The sequence below is a fragment of the Corynebacterium sp. c24Ua_83 genome, from assembly GCF_039907245.1.
GTDB lineage: Bacteria > Actinomycetota > Actinomycetes > Mycobacteriales > Mycobacteriaceae > Corynebacterium.
In genome coordinates, this window is the sequence record NZ_JASBOI010000002.1 from 117274 (window position 1) to 131742 (window position 14469).

A 14469-nucleotide genomic window follows, 5' to 3' on the forward strand; every position below is an offset into this window, starting at 1 on the left:
ACTACAGTTAATGGGCAGATAACAAGAAGGAGTTTCCAGCGATGAACACCGCCACCTGGATCATTGCGCAGGCAGAGCGCACCGGCCCGAAGGGCGCCGAGTTCGGCAAGGCCGCCCCCGTGGGCCTGTTCGTGATCGTCATCTTGCTGCTGGTTGTGCTGCTCATCGGCTTCGCCATGAACAAGCGCATCCGCCGCCTCGAGCGCCGCCAGGCTTTCGCCAATGCGCGTGGCATTGATCTGTTCGACACGGAGAAGCTGGAAGCTGCAATGAAGGCCGAAGGCTTCGACGAAACCGCCGGCAAGCGTTCCATGTTTGCCCGAACCGAGGTGCCGCAGACAGATGAGCGTTTCTTGCCCTCCTCCGGCACACTGACCGGCCCCGCTGCTATTGACGCGGAACGGGCGCGGGCTAAGGGCGTCAATAAGGATGGCGAAGAACCCCCGAACCAGCATCAGTAGGATCAATACCGTGAACCGCATCCCCCAGCTGCTATACCCAGCGTACGAGGCCAGCCTGGCGCGCTCGCTGCGCGATAAGCCGCGGCCGAAGCACGTCGCCATCATGGCCGACGGCAACCGCCGCTGGGCGCGCGAGAACGGGTTCACGGATGTGTCGCACGGCCACCGCGTAGGCGCGAAGAAGATCGCGGAAATGTGCGGATGGTGCGATGAACTGGGGATCGAAACCGTCACGGTGTACCTGCTCAGCACCGAAAACCTGAAGCGCTCCCCGGAGGAGCTGTCGTTGCTGTGCAGCATCATTGGTGACGTTGCCGAGGAATTGGCGGATTCTGACGCCGGGTTCCAGCTGCGCACCGTCGGCCACCTGGAGCTACTGCCTGAACAGCTACGCATTCGCCTGGAAGAAAACCAGGCCAAAACGGACGACCACACGGGCGTGCGCGTGAACGTGGCCGTGGGCTATGGCGGGCGCCAGGAGATCGTGGATGCGGTGCAGACCCTCGTGGCCGAGCTGGCGGAGCAGGGGACCGCGCCGGAGGATATGGCGGAGGCAATCACCGCCGAGGCGCTGGGGAACCACATGTACACCTCGGGGCAGCCGGATCCGGACCTGGTGATCCGCACGTCGGGGGAGCAGCGCCTATCCGGTTTCCTGCTGTGGCAGTCCGCGTACTCGGAAATCTGGTTTACCGATACCTATTGGCCGGCTTTCCGGCGCGTGGATTTCCTGCGCGCGCTGCGCGACTACTCGCAGCGGCACCGTCGCTTCGGGCTTTAAGCCGGGGATAACCGGCGATAGGGCGCGGACGATAACTGCCCGCGATAGAGCTCGGGGCTAGATCTTCCGCATCCGCACTTTTTGCACCAGGTGGTCCGGGCCCTTCCGCAGTACTAGAGAGGCACGCACGCGGGTGGGAAGGATATTTTCCATGAGGTTCGGCAGGTTCACGGTCTGCCAGATTTCCCTAGCGACCACGGTGGCCTCTTCATCGCTGAAGTTGGCGAAGTGGTGGAAGTGCGCTTTCGGATCCTTAAACGCAGTGTTCTTCAGGCGCAGGAAGCGGTCGATGTACCAATCCTCGATGTCCTCGCGCCGGGCATCGACGTAAACGGAGAAGTCGAAGAGGTCGGAGACCATGAGGGTGGGGCCGGTCTGCAGAACGTTCAGCCCCTCGACGATGAGGATGTCCGGGCGGTCGACGGTGATGGTCTGGTCCGGAATGCGGTCATAGGCTTCGTGGGAGTACACCGGCGCCTGCACCTTCTGGGTGCCGGACTTCACCTTGGTGATGAAGCTCAGCAGTTCCGCCTGGTCGTAGGACTCCGGGAAGCCCTTGCGGTGCATGAGCTTGCGGCGCTCGAGTTCTGCGGTGGGCAGCAGGAAGCCGTCGGTGGTTACGAGGTCCACCCGCGGGTTTGTCTCCCAACGCTGCAACAGAACCTGCAGCACGCGGGCGGTGGTGGACTTGCCTACGGCGACGGAACCGCAGACGCCGATGATGTAAGGGATCTGCGGCATTGCCTCGCCGAGGAACGTTTCGGTAGCGGCGTTGAGCCTGCGGTGCGCCTCGACACGCAGGAAGATCAGGCGAGACAGTGGCAGGTAGACCTCGGAGACTTCTTCCAGGTCGATTTCGTCGCCGATGCCGCGGAGCTGTTCCAGTTCATCTTCGGTGAGGACCTGGGGCATCGACTTTCTCAAGGTGCGCCACTGAGTACGGTCCAGCTCAATGTAAGGGCTGGGGGAAGTCATAGCACCCATTGTGCCCCGAAAATGGGGCAAGGTGAAATTGGATCGCTTTGGGTTTGTCATGGGACCGCAATGGGAACGCAATGGGGTCGCAATGAGACCGCAATAGTTTGGCAGTGGGGTGGGTGTGGGCTGGGGTTGGGATGAGGTATGGGTTGGGTATAGGGCGCTGCGGGCACTCGCTATGATGGTGATGCAGATAAGCAACCGGTTTTATCTTTCTTAGATTCATCCACAATGGAAGGCCTTGGTAGACGTGACTTCTCCGCAGAATTCGTCCACTCAGAACTCGCAACAGCACAACACTCCTTTGGCGGAGCTGGATCCTCAGGTCGCAGAAGCCATCGCAGGTGAGCTGCGCCGCCAGCGCACAACCCTGGAGATGATCGCTTCGGAGAACTTCGTGCCGCGCGCTGTGCTGCAGGCACAGGGTTCGGTGCTCACCAACAAGTACGCCGAGGGCTACCCGGGCCGTCGTTACTACGGTGGTTGCGAGCACGTGGACGTCGTCGAGGACCTGGCCCGCGACCGCGCCAAGCAGGTCTTCGGTGCAGAGTTCGCCAACGTGCAGCCGCACGCTGGTGCACAGGCCAACGCAGCAGTCCTGATGTCCCTGGCTAACCCGGGCGACAAGATCATGGGCCTGTCCTTGGCACACGGTGGCCACCTGACCCACGGCATGCACCTGAACTTCTCCGGCAAGCTCTACGAGGTCGCCGGATACGAGGTGGATCCGGAGACCTTCCGCCTGGATATGGACAAGATCCGCGAGCAGGCCATTGCAGAGAAGCCGCAGGTGCTGATCGCCGGCTGGTCCGCCTACCCGCGCCACCAGGACTTTGCAGCTTTCAAGTCCATCGCCGATGAGGTCGGGGCGAAGCTGTGGGTGGACATGGCTCACTTCGCTGGCCTGGTTGCCGCGGACCTGCACCCGTCGCCGGTTCCGCACGCTGACGTGGTCTCCACCACCGTGCACAAGACCCTGGGTGGCCCGCGCTCCGGCATGATCCTGGCTAAGCAGGAGTACGCCAAGAAGCTGAATTCTTCCGTATTTCCGGGACAGCAGGGTGGCCCGCTGATGCACGCCGTTGCCGCCAAGGCCGTGGCCATGAAGGTTGCACAGACCGACGAGTTCCGCGACCGTCAGCAGCGCACCCTTGAGGGTGCGAAGATCCTGGCTGAGCGCCTGAACGCTCAGGATACGAAGGACGCTGGCGTGCAGGTGCTCACCGGCGGCACCGACGTACACCTGGTGCTGGTTGATCTGCGCAACTCTCAGCTGGATGGCCAGCAGGGCGAAGACCTGCTGCACGAGGTTGGCATCACCGTCAACCGCAATGCAGTGCCTTTCGACCCGCGCCCGCCGATGGTCACCTCCGGCCTGCGCATCGGCACCTCTGCCCTGGCTTCGCGTGGCCTGGATACCGAGGCCTTCACCGAGGTTGCGGACATCATTGGTACTGCTCTGGCCGGCAACGCGGACATTGCTGCGCTGCGCGCCCGCGTGGATAAGATTGCCGCGGACTTCCCGCTGTACGAGGGCCTGGAAGACTGGAAGCTGGTCTAAGGAGCCCAGCGGCTTCAAGACAGGCAGCTTCAAGGCAAGCGGCTTTGAGAATAGCGGCTATAAGAATTGGGGTTTAGCACTATGGTCAGCACGCAGGTGAAGGATGCAATCATCGTCGTCGACGTTCAAAACGACTTCGTCGATGGTTCCCTGGGAACCGACCGGGGCCTAGAAGTGGCACGGGGGATCAACGCCTGGCTGGGCGGCCTGGTGCACGCCGAGGAGGAAGTCGAAGCAGGCGACGGTTCCTCCGTTGCCGCCCGCCCGCTTATCGTCGGCACAAAGGATTGGCACATCAAGCCCGAAGGCCACTTCGCGCCAGAAGGGGAGGAGCCGGACTACAAGGACACCTGGCCGGTCCACTGCGTAGCCGACACGCACGGCGCGCAGGTCTGTGCCGAGCTGAACCCCGAGCTGGTGGACGCCTGGTTCCACAAGGGCGAATACACCGCCGCATATTCTGGCTTCGAAGGTCACCTCGCGGGCGAGGAGCAGACACTTGAGCAGTGGCTGAACTCCCACGAGGTAGAAAACGTGACGATCGTGGGCATCGCCACCGACTTCTGCGTGCGCGCTACAGCCGAAGATGCGCTCCGGGCGGGCTTCGGCGTGACGGTCATCGAGGAACTTTGCGCCGCGGTGAGCGAGGATGGCGCTACCCAGGCTCTGGACGCCCTCAGGGCTGCCGGCGCCGAGGTTATCGCCCAACCACGCTAGCCATCCCGCGCTAGCGGGTACACAAGAGGGCGATGGCGAGGGGGCGTCACTAGACAAGAAACCACGACAGCATCTGCCCAAAGCACAGCTTTACGCAGCCGCTCCACGTAGCGTATCCAGTATGAGCGAAAACACTAATCTTGTACTGGTCGAAGACAAAGCCGGCGTACGTTACATCACCATCAACCGCGCAGAAGCATACAACTCCCTAGACCAAGGGCTGCGTCTCGCGCTGATCGAGGCATTCCGCAATGCGCAAAAGGATTCGGAAGAACTCGGCTCCGCAGTGCGCGCAGTGGTTCTGCGCGCCAATGGCAAGGCGTTCTGCTCTGGCCAGGATCTGAAGGAACAGCTGCGCGACACGCAGAACCGCACGGGGATGGAAAAGGTGGTGGAGGAGTACAACCCCATGACTGAGCTCCTCGCCGGGATCAGCGTGCCGACGATCGCCGCGATCCAGGGGCCGGCGGCAGGCGCGGGCTGGGGACTGGCAATGGCCTGCGACTTCCGCGTGATGTCCACCGCCGCCTCTTTCAAGGGCGCCTTCACGGGCGTGGGGCTGGCGGCGGATTCGGGCCTGTCACAGACCCTCGTCGACTGCGTGGGCCGCGCTAAGGCCCTGCAGTTGCTGCTCTTGGACCGCAAGGTGCCCGCCGAGGAAGCCGCAGAGCTGGGCCTGGTAGCGCAGCTTGTGGAGCCAGCGGATCTCGAAGCGACCGTGGAGAAACTGGCCAACAGCTTCGCCGCCGGCCCGACCGCGGCGTACAAGGAGATGAAGGCACTGGTGAAGAACACTGCGGCGATCAGCGAGGCTGCCGCAGCGGAGGCAGAGGCACAGCTGCGCCTGTTTAACACCGCCGACCATAGCGAAGCGGTGGCCGCCTTCCTAGGAAAGCGACCACCGCAGTTTAAGGGGGAGTAAGGCTAGACCCTAGCTATCGCCCTTGGCCAGGCGGCGAGAGATGATCTCGATCATGATCTCGTTCGGGCCGCCGTAGATCGGCTGGACGCGGGAGTCCAGGTAGTGGGTGGAGATCGGGTACTCCAGCATGAAGCCGTAGCCGCCGTGCAGCTGCAGAGCCTCGTTGACAACCTCGATCTGCAGCTCGGTGGTCTGGTACTTAGCCATTGCACCGGTGACCTCGTCCAGGGTGCCGTTGACCTTCTCCATGATGCAGGCATCAACGAAGGACTGGGAGCCCTGGATGTTTGTGGCCATCTTGGCCAGCTCCCAGCGGTATGCCTGGTGGTCGATCAGGCGCTGACCGAAGGTCTTGCGGTCCTGAGAGTGCTTGTAAACCAGGTCGAATGCGCGGCGGGAGGTAGCGATGGAGCCCACGGCGATGGACAGGCGCTCCTGTGCCAGGTTGGTGCGGAGGTAGCCGAATGCGGCGCCCTCTTCGCCCAGCAGGTTCTCCTTCGGAACGCGAGTGTCCTCGAAGGACAGCTCAGCGGTGTCCTGGGACTTCAGGCCTACCTTCTTCAGCGGGCCGGTCTTGGTGTAGCCCTCCATGCCGTCCTCAACGATCAGCATGGAAACGCCTGCGCGGCCCTTCTCCGGGTTGGTGACGACGACCAGTAGGGTGAAGTCTGCCTGGACACCGTTGGAGATGAAGGTCTTCGCGCCGTTGACGATGTAGTCGCCGTTCTCGTCCTTCTTCGCGAAGGTGCGGATGCCAGCCAGGTCGGCACCTGCGCCCGGCTCGGTCATTGCCAGTGCGGCGATCTTCTCACCGGCACACAGCGGCTTCAGGAAACGCTCCTTCTGCTCGTCGTTGCCGAAGCGCTGCAGGTAGGGGATGACCAGGTCGTTGATGGTCTGGATGCCCACGATAACGGAACCGGAGTCAGCCTTAGCCAGCTCCTCGGTCAGCACAGCGTTGAAGCGGTAGTCGTTCTCCATACCGCCGCCGCCGAACTCCTCCGGAGCCATCATGCCCAGCAGACCCTGTTGACCGGCCTTCTGGAACATCTCGCGGTCGCAGTAGCCCTGCTCGTGCCAGCGGTCAACGTTCGGGGCGATCTCGGCCTTCACGAAGTCCGCGCAGGCCTCGCGGAACATGTTGTGCTCTTCTTCGAAAATGTTGCGTGGCAGGAAGTTCTTCATGGGTTCCTTTCAAACCAAGACGTTGGCTGCTTGAACTGCCGAACTTGAACTACTGGAATACCAGCAGCGTGCGTAGCGCCAGTGGCAGCAATGTCGGTTATAGAGATTTCTGTGTGTTGCAGCTCGATGTTACATCGCTATTGTGACGTGCATCTCTGCGTTGTTTATGAGAATAGCATTTCTTTGGGGTGAAAGTACAAGGAAACCCCTCGATATTGGGCGAAAACACACTGTTATGTGTCGCACATGGTTGCCACTTCACCCCTGCGGGCAGATCTAGCCACCCCCGCCTGAAAAAAGCCCAGGTCAACTATTTATTCAACATTTTTGTTGTTTAAATATTGACAAGCCAGGTGAGGCTTGGCTAACCTCTTGGATGTGTCGCAGGCTAGTCACCTGAGGCGCACTGCAGTTGTGGAATATGTTGCAGCACCTGTCGAAAGTTCAGTTGTCGGCGCAGTATTCATGCGACGAGGGTTTCTCTCTTCTCCCCGAAGCGCACGAGCATCGGTAGCCACTTTCTCCTCCGAGGTGCTGTGGTTGTTCATCCGGTTACCCGGCAACCGTCAGCTTCGTCACCTGGAGGTTGCTTACCGGATAAAGCTTCTGATGGCTCGTCACCATCGAAGGCCCAAGGTCAATGGCCAAAGGCGAAAAGGCGAGGAAAGGTCCGAAATATCGGGCTTATCCTCGCCTTTTTCTTATTCTTATGCCGCCTCTAGCTGAACTTATTGACGCCCCGTCTCCTCGCGCTCACTAGCCAACTTACGGCGAGCCTCTCGCAGCCACTCCGGCTGCTTTTCAAGCAATGCCTTAATCTCCGCGGTCGTCAGTGGCTTGTCCATGTCATTGTTCTTCAGCGACGTAATGCTAATGCCCAGCTTGCGAGCTACCTCGGGGCGGGGGTGTGGCCCCTCTCGGCGCAGCGTCTGTAGCCACTCGGGCGGGTTCTTCTGCAGCTCCACGAATTGCTCATGGGTAAGTGCGGAATCCTGGAACTCCTGCGGCGTGGCTGGAAGGTAGATGGCCAGCTTCTTTGCGGCGGTGGCGGGCTTCATGGGCGGGCCGGACTTGTAACTTGGGATCGCGTCAGTCATGTTCATCATTCTAATGAACGGCTCTATTATTGGTGCCATGCCCACTCAGCAGAACCACGCCGCGAAACCGCGCCAGCACCTAAAAGTTGTCTTTAGCACTGGCGTGCAGCCGGATAAGTGGTTCCGCCGTTTTGACGAGCGGGTTCCCGGGTGGAAGATCGCCAGCGCGGGCACCGATGACCCGTTGCCTTATATACGCGCAGGCCAGGCGGATGTTGCCTTGGTGCGTCTCCCGGCGGAAGGGTTCGAGCGCCCGGCTGACATGCACGAAGTTGCCCTCTACGAGGAGCAGATCGGCGTTGCCGCACCCAAGGAGCATCCCGCCAGGGTCATGGATTCCATCAACTTCCGGGAGCTGGCCGACGAGAAACTTATGTACGTCACCCCTCCTACCGGCTGGGATAATGTGGCAGCTCTGCGCGAAGCCCTGCAGGTGGTTGCCGCCAATGTTGGCATTGCCGTCGCGCCGCGTCCCTTGCTGCGGGCTATTAACCAGCGCGGGGTGGTGCATCGGGATCTTTCGGGGATTGACGCCACCACGTGCCCCCGCACCCGGGTGGCCCTGATGTGGCTTACCGAATCCGACAGTGACGTCATCCAGGACTTCGTTGGGATATGTAAAGGGCGCACCGCGAGCAGCTCGCGACAGGTGGCTAAGCGTGGGCGTGGTGGCGTCCATAAAAATGCAGATAAAACAAAGAAAAGAGGTAAGAAAAAGACCTCTCAAGGCGCGCGGCGAAAATAAAGAATTGGTTCCGATTGGGTTAAAGATCCTCAACAACACGTGCATTTTTCGTTGGAACACTATTAGGAATGGAGGGGTATTGCTTTTGCAATAAGCGAGAGCTGAAAAAGAGCCGACAGAAAGGTATTAGTAATGAACTCCAACAAGCGCTTCCGTCGTTCCGCAGTGGCACTGGCTGCAGGTGCATCTCTGGTATTCGGTGCTGCTGCATGCTCTGACGATGCTGAGGACGCCAAGGACAAGGCTGGCGACGCAGCAAACTCCGCTACTGAGAAGGCTGGCGAGGCTGCCGACTCTGCTACCGCGAAGGCCGGTGAAGGCGAGGACGGCGAGTCCGAGGCTGAGGGTGCTGACGCTGAGGGCTCTGAGGGCGCAGACGCAGAGGGCGCCGAGGGTGAGACCGAGAAGGTCCAGACCGCTAGCGGTGAAGAAGTTGAGCTGCCGAAGGACGTCAAGACCGCTTGGGACAACGAGGGCGGCGAGTCCGGTTCCTTCGGTAAGCTCGCCGAGTTTACCGAGGGCGAGAACGGCTCCCTGGCAACCTTCGAAAAGGGCTGGATCGCCAACTCCAAGGACCACGGTGCAGTTCCGCTGATCGGCAAGATCGGCGAGACCTGGAACAACGGCGGCGGCCTGGACAACGAGCTGGGTCTGCCGACCGCTCCGGAGAAGGGCGACGCAGCTAACGGCTGGACCCAGTCCTTCGAAAACGGCACCATCACGTGGGCCAAGGACGAGTCCGGTCAGTTCTCCGAGACCATCGAGAAGCGCTAAGTTCTAACCCTCAAGTAGAACTTGATAACCCCAGGTGAGGGGCAGGAACTGCCCCGAAGCCTGGGGCTTTTTATGTTTACCCAGAGTTCATCTGACAACAATGTAATTTCCATGCGGTGCGCATAGCGTCGAGGGTGTCCGAAGCAAGTAACAACTACCCACCTCATCCGTTTCCCGGATGTAAAGCGTAGCTTTTGCGGCGTGGAACGTCCGGGTTGATTGACTCATAATCCCTTACAAGGAGCACCACCTCCATGACTTCCGCCGCACCCACCGATCAGGCACATCAGAACTTTCAGGCAGAGCAGGCTCTCAACGCCCATTCCGACGCAGAGCTCGGCCTAAGCACCTATGTCCTTGACACCTCGGTGTTGCTATCCGATCCCTGGGCACTCATCAAGTTTGCGGAACACCGCATCATCCTCCCCGTCGTCGTCATCAGTGAACTCGAAGGCAAGCGCCATCACCCGGAACTCGGCTGGTTCGCCCGGCAGGCCTTGCGCATGCTCGAGGACTTTCGTCAGGAGCACGGTCGACTGGACATGCCCAGCATCGTCAATGAAGCTGGCGGCACCGTACAGGTTGAGCTGAACCACGTTGACCAGTCCGTGCTGCCCACGGGCCTGCGCGGAGAACAGAACGATCACCGCATCCTGGCCTGCGCTTTGAACCTGCGAGCGGAGGGGCACAACGTCACGCTGGTGACGAAGGACGTGCCGCTGCGTGTGAAGGCCGGCGCCGTTGGTCTTGACGCCGACGAGTACCACGCCCAGGACGTCGTGCTAACCGGGTACAACGGCATGGCTCGCGCGGAGGTGCCCACCAGCATCATCGACGAGTTGTACGACGTGGGGGAGGCCGACATCTCCGGCGCCCTGACGGTAGACGGCGACGAGGTCGACGAGCTGCCGATCCACTGCGGCTTGCAGCTGACCGCGGGCAGCCAGTCCGTTCTGGCGCGTTCGATGGGCGACGGAATGGTCCGCCAGGTTCCCACCGACCTGGAAGCCTTCGGCATCCGGGGGCGCAGCGCCCAGCAGCGCGTGGCGTTGGACCTGCTGCTGGATAACGAGGTTGGCATTGTCAGTCTCGGCGGTTCCGCGGGCACCGGCAAATCCGCTCTGGCGCTGTGCGCCGGGTTGGAGGCAGTGCTAGAACGCGGTGAACACAAGCGCATCGTCGTCTTCCGCCCCCTGTACGCCGTCGGCGGCCAGGATCTGGGCTACCTGCCCGGTAGTGAGACGGAAAAGATGAACCCCTGGGCGCAGGCGGTGTACGACACCCTGGAAGGGGTGGTGAGCGACAACGTGCTGGAGGAGATCGACGCCCGCGGGTTGCTGGAGGTGCTGCCGCTGACGCACATCCGTGGCCGCAGCCTCAACGACAGCTTCGTCATTGTGGACGAGGCCCAGTCACTCGAACGCAACGTCCTGCTAACAGTGCTCTCTCGCCTGGGGCGCAACTCCCGCGTTGTACTGACTCACGACGTTGCGCAGCGCGATAACCTGCGGGTAGGGCGCCACGACGGAATCCAGGCGGTGATCGAAAAGCTGAAGAACAATCCGCTGTTCGCGCACGTTACGCTGACCCGGTCCGAGCGTTCCGCGATCGCTGAACTGGTGACGAATCTGTTGGAAAAAGGATAGTTCGCTCACAGCTGCCGGTAGTCAGGTGGCGTAAACGATGGGTTTTAGGGCACAATTTCTTCCATGACTTCCGCGAACACCGCAGGTAACACTGCGCACTCTGGGAACGCTGCGAACACTGCAGGGAGAGCCGCAGATAGCAGTGCTGGCAACAACGCCAAGGACAGTGCCAAGCAGGCTATCTCCATCCGCCTGATGGAGGAGAAGGACTATCCGCAAGTCCAGAAGATCCTGCAGACCGGTATGGATACGGGCGAGGCTACCTTTGAGGAAAGCGCGCCCGAAGCGTGGGATGACTTCATGCGCCACCGCTTGCCCGAGCTCTCCTTCGTTGCCATCGACACGGATCCCGCAGCTGCGGCGGCCGCGGGGCTTGGGGAGGATGAGGAGAAGATCCTGGGGTGGATCACTGCCACCTCCGCCAGTCACCGCGACGTGTTCGACGGGGTGCTGGAGGACTCGATCTACGTCCACAATGACGCCGCCGGCAAGGGCGTGGCCGGCAGCCTGCTCGACAGGCTGCTCAAGGAGGCCGCAGAGCAGGGCCACTGGGCGATGCACTCCAGCATCTTCCCGGAGAACGAAGGCTCCGTGCGGCTGCACGTCTCCCGAGGCTTCGAGGAAGTGGGAGTGTTCCACTGCATGTCTCACATGAACTACGGGCCGAAGAAGGGCACGTGGCGCCACAACATGGTGATGGAGAAGATTCTCGAGGGCGGCCCGGCATGGAAGTACTACCAGGAGAACCTGGACCACCCCGACGAGGGCGACGCTGAGGGCAACGCTGAGAGCGCTAGCAACGCGGGCAGCTCTGAAAACGCTGAGGAATCGGCAGAAAAGTCCGAGTAACTTTCCAGCACGTATCCCAAGCACGTTTCTCAGGCACGTTCCCGAGCGAGCTCAGACACAGCAAAAGGCGACCGTATTAGCCATTAGCGCGGTCGCCTTTTCTCTTTGCGCAGGATCCCATCTGGGACTACTCGATGGTTTCCTTCAGATTGTCCTGGCGGACCAAGACCAGAATCAGCGCAGCCAAAATAGCCACCGGCGCCATTGCCCCGAGAACGGGGACGAGGGCGTCGTTATACGAGGTAGTGATCGCGTCATGCAACGGGCCAGGCAGCGTATCGACGATCTCCGGGGTTAGCCGCGCACTGCCGCCGCCCTGGAAGTCCTTTGCGAACTCAGCCCCTTGCGGACCCAGCTCCTTGAGCGCGCCGGGTACCCGCTGGCCCATCAGATCCGCCACGCGGTGCGTGAACAGCGAACCGATGATAGCTGAGCCAGCCGTACCGCCAATCTGGCGGAAGAAGTTATTCGAAGCCGTCGCAGTGCCCACCATCGAGATTGGGAAAGAGTTCTGCACGATCAGCACCAAAATCTGCATCGAAAGCCCCAGGCCAACACCCATCAGGGCCAAGACAAGACCGAGGTGCACGAGGGAATCGTGGGCGTCAAAAAGCCCCATAAGACCGACCGCCGCGGCGGCGACGAGCAGACCCGCGACGGGGAACCACTTATAGCGGCCCGTGCGGGACACGTACTGGCCGGAGGCGGTGGCGGTGACGATCATGCCGGCCATCATCGGGACCATCATCAGACCGGCCTTGGTGGGGGTCATGCCGTGCACCATCTGGATGTACGTCGGCATGTAAGCCAGCACGCCAAACATAACCACACCCGTGATCGTTCCCGCCGCAGTCGTGACGACGAAGTTGCGGACGGTGAACAGCTGCATCGGGATCAGCGGATCCTTCGCCTTGCGTTCCACCAGTACGAACAGCGTAGCCAGGATTGCCGCTGCGATGCCCAGGCAGATGATGACCGGGCTGGACCAGGCGTAATCGCGCCCACCCCAGGTGAGCAGCAGAATCAGCGCGCTAGTAGCGCCGGCCATCAGGACCGTGCCGGGGACGTCCAGGCGGGCGCCCGAGCCACGTTTCGGCAGCTGGAGATTGAAGAACACCATCAGGAACGTGATGACCGCCAGCGGAACGTTGAACCACAGCGCCCAACGCCAGCCCGGGCCGTCGGTGAAGAAGCCACCCAGCAGCGGCCCTAGTACGGAGCTCAGGCCGAAGACGGCACCCATGATGCCCATGTAGCGGCCGCGATCACGTGCGGGAACCACGTCGGCGATGATGGCCTGCGCGCCGATCATCAGGCCGCCGGCGCCGAGGCCCTGTACGCCGCGGGCGACGATCATCATGTCCATGCTCTGCGCAAGCGCACCCAGGACGGAGCCGGCCAGGAACAGGGTTACCGCCACCAGGTACAACGGCTTACGACCCATCTGGTCACCCAGTTTGCCGTAGACGGGCATGCCGATGGTCATGGTCAGCAGGAAGCTGGTGATGACCCAGCTCATCTTGTTGGCACCGCCGAGCTCGCCGACGAGGGTGGGCAGGGCGGTGGAGAAGATCATCTGCCCCAGTGAGGACATCAGCATGCCTAGCATCAGGCAGCCGAAGACTAGGGGGACGTTGTTGTGGTTTTCCTGGCGCTGCTTTTCCGCCGCGTCGAGCCGTGCCTTGGCTGCAGCGGCTTCTTCGCGAGTATCTTTCATGGGCGGTTCTCCTTGGTTTTCTGTGCTTTCTGCGAGATGTTTTCTGCGGTTGAGGCTGTTGACGGCTTGAGGGTGGCCGGTTCGATGGCACTGAAGACTTGCCGTAGCCCGGTTAAAGCAACGTCGAAGTCCTTTGTGCTGTTCAGGGTTCTGCCGCGCCGTGTGGCTGAGGTTGCTGCGGCCCATTGCACCGTTGTTGCCGCGGTGACGATGAGGTGTGCTTCCTCCATCGCCTCCATGTCGGTGCTGCGGTTATGCGGGTGCCTTTCGAGGTTCTTGCACACCGCTTCGGCAAGGTCGCTGCGCAGCTTTTCGTAGCTGGCGAGCTTCGCAAGTGCCAGGCTGGGGAATCTCTTTATTATTTGGGATCGACGCCACCTTATCGACTCCGCCAGTTCCGGATCGAGGTTGGCATTGTCCGACTTCTTGGCCTCCTCGATGCGCTTCTTGGTCAGCATGTCGTAGAGGTATTGAGGCAGGCTGCCCCGTGCCGGGGAGAAGCTTTCGAGTTTGTTGAAGTCGTCTTCGGTGAGCAACGGGGGTTGTTTGCCGACCGCAACGTGTTCCTTGGATGAGAAGTAGTTGAAGAAGGTGCGGCGGCTGATGTCCGCTGCTTCGCAGATTTCCTCCAGGGTGACTCCATCGAAGGAACGATCGAGGAAGAGGCGAGTGGCCTCGTCCTCGATCCTTAGCCTGGTTTCCAGGCGTTTGCGCTCGCGCAGTCCCATGGTTGGGGGATCTGTGGGCTCTGGGGGAGCTGGAGGTTCCGTGGGGTCTGGGGGAGTTGTGTGGTCCGTGGGTTCCGTGGGCTCCGTGGACTCTGGGGGAGCTGGGGGATCGGAGCGGTTCGAATGCATCACTCGAACAAAGTTACACCCAGTGCAAAGTTGTATCTAGTGCAAAGTTTGTGTGATTCTTCATACGGGTTTGCCTAGTGTGTGGTGGTTAACGGTCTGCGCCGCGGGTGGGATGGGGTGCTGTGACTGGCTTTGCGGGTGGGGGTGCTGCGCCTGTCGTCACGGGTGGGTTTGTGGTG

General features: G+C 61.2%; 14 protein-coding genes. 9 read left to right on the forward strand and 5 right to left on the reverse strand.

Going from position 1 to position 14469, the window contains the following annotated elements:
* The first annotated feature begins 41 nt into the window (after positions 1 to 41).
* Both QKE30_RS02115 and QKE30_RS02120 read left to right on the forward strand, forming a co-directional pair.
* Positions 42 to 461: a hypothetical protein gene (locus QKE30_RS02115; RefSeq protein WP_239200289.1), complete on the forward strand. Its 420-nt coding sequence runs from the start codon at positions 42 to 44 to the stop codon at positions 459 to 461.
* Between the two features lie 10 nt (positions 462 to 471).
* Positions 472 to 1242: an isoprenyl transferase gene (locus QKE30_RS02120; RefSeq protein ID WP_239200286.1), complete on the forward strand. Its 771-nt coding sequence runs from the start codon at positions 472 to 474 to the stop codon at positions 1240 to 1242.
* 57 nt (positions 1243 to 1299) lie between these two features.
* Here the strand turns inward: QKE30_RS02120 and coaA are convergent, their stop codons facing one another.
* On the reverse strand, positions 1300 to 2226 hold the full coding sequence (coaA, locus tag QKE30_RS02125) for a type I pantothenate kinase (RefSeq protein WP_239200284.1): 927 nt from the start codon (positions 2224 to 2226) through the stop codon (positions 1300 to 1302).
* Positions 2227 to 2470: 244 nt separating this feature from the next.
* On the opposite strand from coaA, the gene glyA reads away from it, so the two are divergent.
* The 3 genes from glyA (at position 2471) to QKE30_RS02140 (ending at position 5420) form a co-directional block, all read left to right on the forward strand.
* Positions 2471 to 3781, forward strand: a complete 1311-nt coding sequence (gene glyA, locus QKE30_RS02130) for a serine hydroxymethyltransferase (RefSeq protein ID WP_347933983.1) — start codon at positions 2471 to 2473, stop codon at positions 3779 to 3781.
* Between the two features lie 81 nt (positions 3782 to 3862).
* The gene (locus tag QKE30_RS02135) at positions 3863 to 4498 is read left to right on the forward strand and encodes an isochorismatase family protein (RefSeq protein WP_239200281.1); all 636 of its coding nucleotides are present in this window, start codon (positions 3863 to 3865) and stop codon (positions 4496 to 4498) included.
* Positions 4499 to 4619: 121 nt separating this feature from the next.
* Positions 4620 to 5420 carry an enoyl-CoA hydratase-related protein gene (locus tag QKE30_RS02140; RefSeq protein ID WP_239200278.1) on the forward strand — a complete coding sequence of 267 codons (801 nt, stop codon included), beginning with the start codon at positions 4620 to 4622 and terminating at the stop codon, positions 5418 to 5420.
* Between the two features lie 9 nt (positions 5421 to 5429).
* Here the strand turns inward: QKE30_RS02140 and QKE30_RS02145 are convergent, their stop codons facing one another.
* On the reverse strand, positions 5430 to 6605 hold the full coding sequence (locus QKE30_RS02145; protein ID WP_035004419.1) for an acyl-CoA dehydrogenase family protein: 1176 nt from the start codon (positions 6603 to 6605) through the stop codon (positions 5430 to 5432).
* Between the two features lie 728 nt (positions 6606 to 7333).
* Entirely contained in the window at positions 7334 to 7702 is a 369-nt protein-coding gene (locus QKE30_RS02150; protein ID WP_239200275.1) for a DUF5997 family protein, read from the reverse strand.
* 37 nt (positions 7703 to 7739) lie between these two features.
* Between QKE30_RS02150 and QKE30_RS02155 the strand changes: the two genes are divergently transcribed.
* From QKE30_RS02155 to QKE30_RS02170, 4 genes are all read left to right on the forward strand, one after another.
* The gene (locus QKE30_RS02155) at positions 7740 to 8447 is read left to right on the forward strand and encodes a LysR substrate-binding domain-containing protein (protein ID WP_239200272.1); all 708 of its coding nucleotides are present in this window, start codon (positions 7740 to 7742) and stop codon (positions 8445 to 8447) included.
* A gap of 132 nt (positions 8448 to 8579) precedes the next feature.
* A complete protein-coding gene (locus tag QKE30_RS02160; RefSeq protein ID WP_239200269.1) occupies positions 8580 to 9221 on the forward strand; it encodes a hypothetical protein in 642 nt (213 codons plus the stop codon).
* A gap of 254 nt (positions 9222 to 9475) precedes the next feature.
* A complete protein-coding gene (locus QKE30_RS02165) occupies positions 9476 to 10867 on the forward strand; it encodes a PhoH family protein (protein WP_239200266.1) in 1392 nt (463 codons plus the stop codon).
* 63 nt (positions 10868 to 10930) lie between these two features.
* On the forward strand, positions 10931 to 11716 hold the full coding sequence (locus QKE30_RS02170; RefSeq protein ID WP_239200263.1) for a GNAT family N-acetyltransferase: 786 nt from the start codon (positions 10931 to 10933) through the stop codon (positions 11714 to 11716).
* A 127-nt stretch (positions 11717 to 11843) separates the two neighbouring features.
* On the opposite strand, the gene QKE30_RS02175 is transcribed toward QKE30_RS02170, so the two are convergent.
* A complete protein-coding gene (locus QKE30_RS02175) occupies positions 11844 to 13433 on the reverse strand; it encodes an MDR family MFS transporter (protein WP_239200260.1) in 1590 nt (529 codons plus the stop codon).
* Entirely contained in the window at positions 13430 to 14161 is a 732-nt protein-coding gene (locus QKE30_RS02180) for a helix-turn-helix domain-containing protein (RefSeq protein ID WP_239200257.1), read from the reverse strand. Before QKE30_RS02180 ends, QKE30_RS02175 begins: the two co-directional genes overlap by 4 nt.
* Positions 14162 to 14469: the final 308 nt, after the last annotated feature.

What these genes read in the sequence shown, in the direction of transcription:
- QKE30_RS02165 (WP_239200266.1), top strand. Translation starts at nt 9,476, where the DNA reads ATGACTTCCGCCGCACCCACCGATCAGGCACATCAGAACTTTCAGGCA.
- QKE30_RS02170 (WP_239200263.1), top strand. Translation starts at nt 10,931, where the DNA reads ATGACTTCCGCGAACACCGCAGGTAACACTGCGCACTCTGGGAACGCT.
- coaA (WP_239200284.1), bottom strand. Translation starts at nt 2,226, where the DNA reads ATGGGTGCTATGACTTCCCCCAGCCCTTACATTGAGCTGGACCGTACT.
- QKE30_RS02175 (WP_239200260.1), bottom strand. Translation starts at nt 13,433, where the DNA reads ATGAAAGATACTCGCGAAGAAGCCGCTGCAGCCAAGGCACGGCTCGAC.
- QKE30_RS02160 (WP_239200269.1), top strand. Translation starts at nt 8,580, where the DNA reads ATGAACTCCAACAAGCGCTTCCGTCGTTCCGCAGTGGCACTGGCTGCA.
- QKE30_RS02135 (WP_239200281.1), top strand. Translation starts at nt 3,863, where the DNA reads ATGGTCAGCACGCAGGTGAAGGATGCAATCATCGTCGTCGACGTTCAA.
- QKE30_RS02140 (WP_239200278.1), top strand. Translation starts at nt 4,620, where the DNA reads ATGAGCGAAAACACTAATCTTGTACTGGTCGAAGACAAAGCCGGCGTA.
- QKE30_RS02155 (WP_239200272.1), top strand. Translation starts at nt 7,740, where the DNA reads ATGCCCACTCAGCAGAACCACGCCGCGAAACCGCGCCAGCACCTAAAA.
- QKE30_RS02145 (WP_035004419.1), bottom strand. Translation starts at nt 6,605, where the DNA reads ATGAAGAACTTCCTGCCACGCAACATTTTCGAAGAAGAGCACAACATG.
- QKE30_RS02150 (WP_239200275.1), bottom strand. Translation starts at nt 7,702, where the DNA reads ATGACTGACGCGATCCCAAGTTACAAGTCCGGCCCGCCCATGAAGCCC.
- QKE30_RS02180 (WP_239200257.1), bottom strand. Translation starts at nt 14,161, where the DNA reads ATGGGACTGCGCGAGCGCAAACGCCTGGAAACCAGGCTAAGGATCGAG.
- QKE30_RS02115 (WP_239200289.1), top strand. Translation starts at nt 42, where the DNA reads ATGAACACCGCCACCTGGATCATTGCGCAGGCAGAGCGCACCGGCCCG.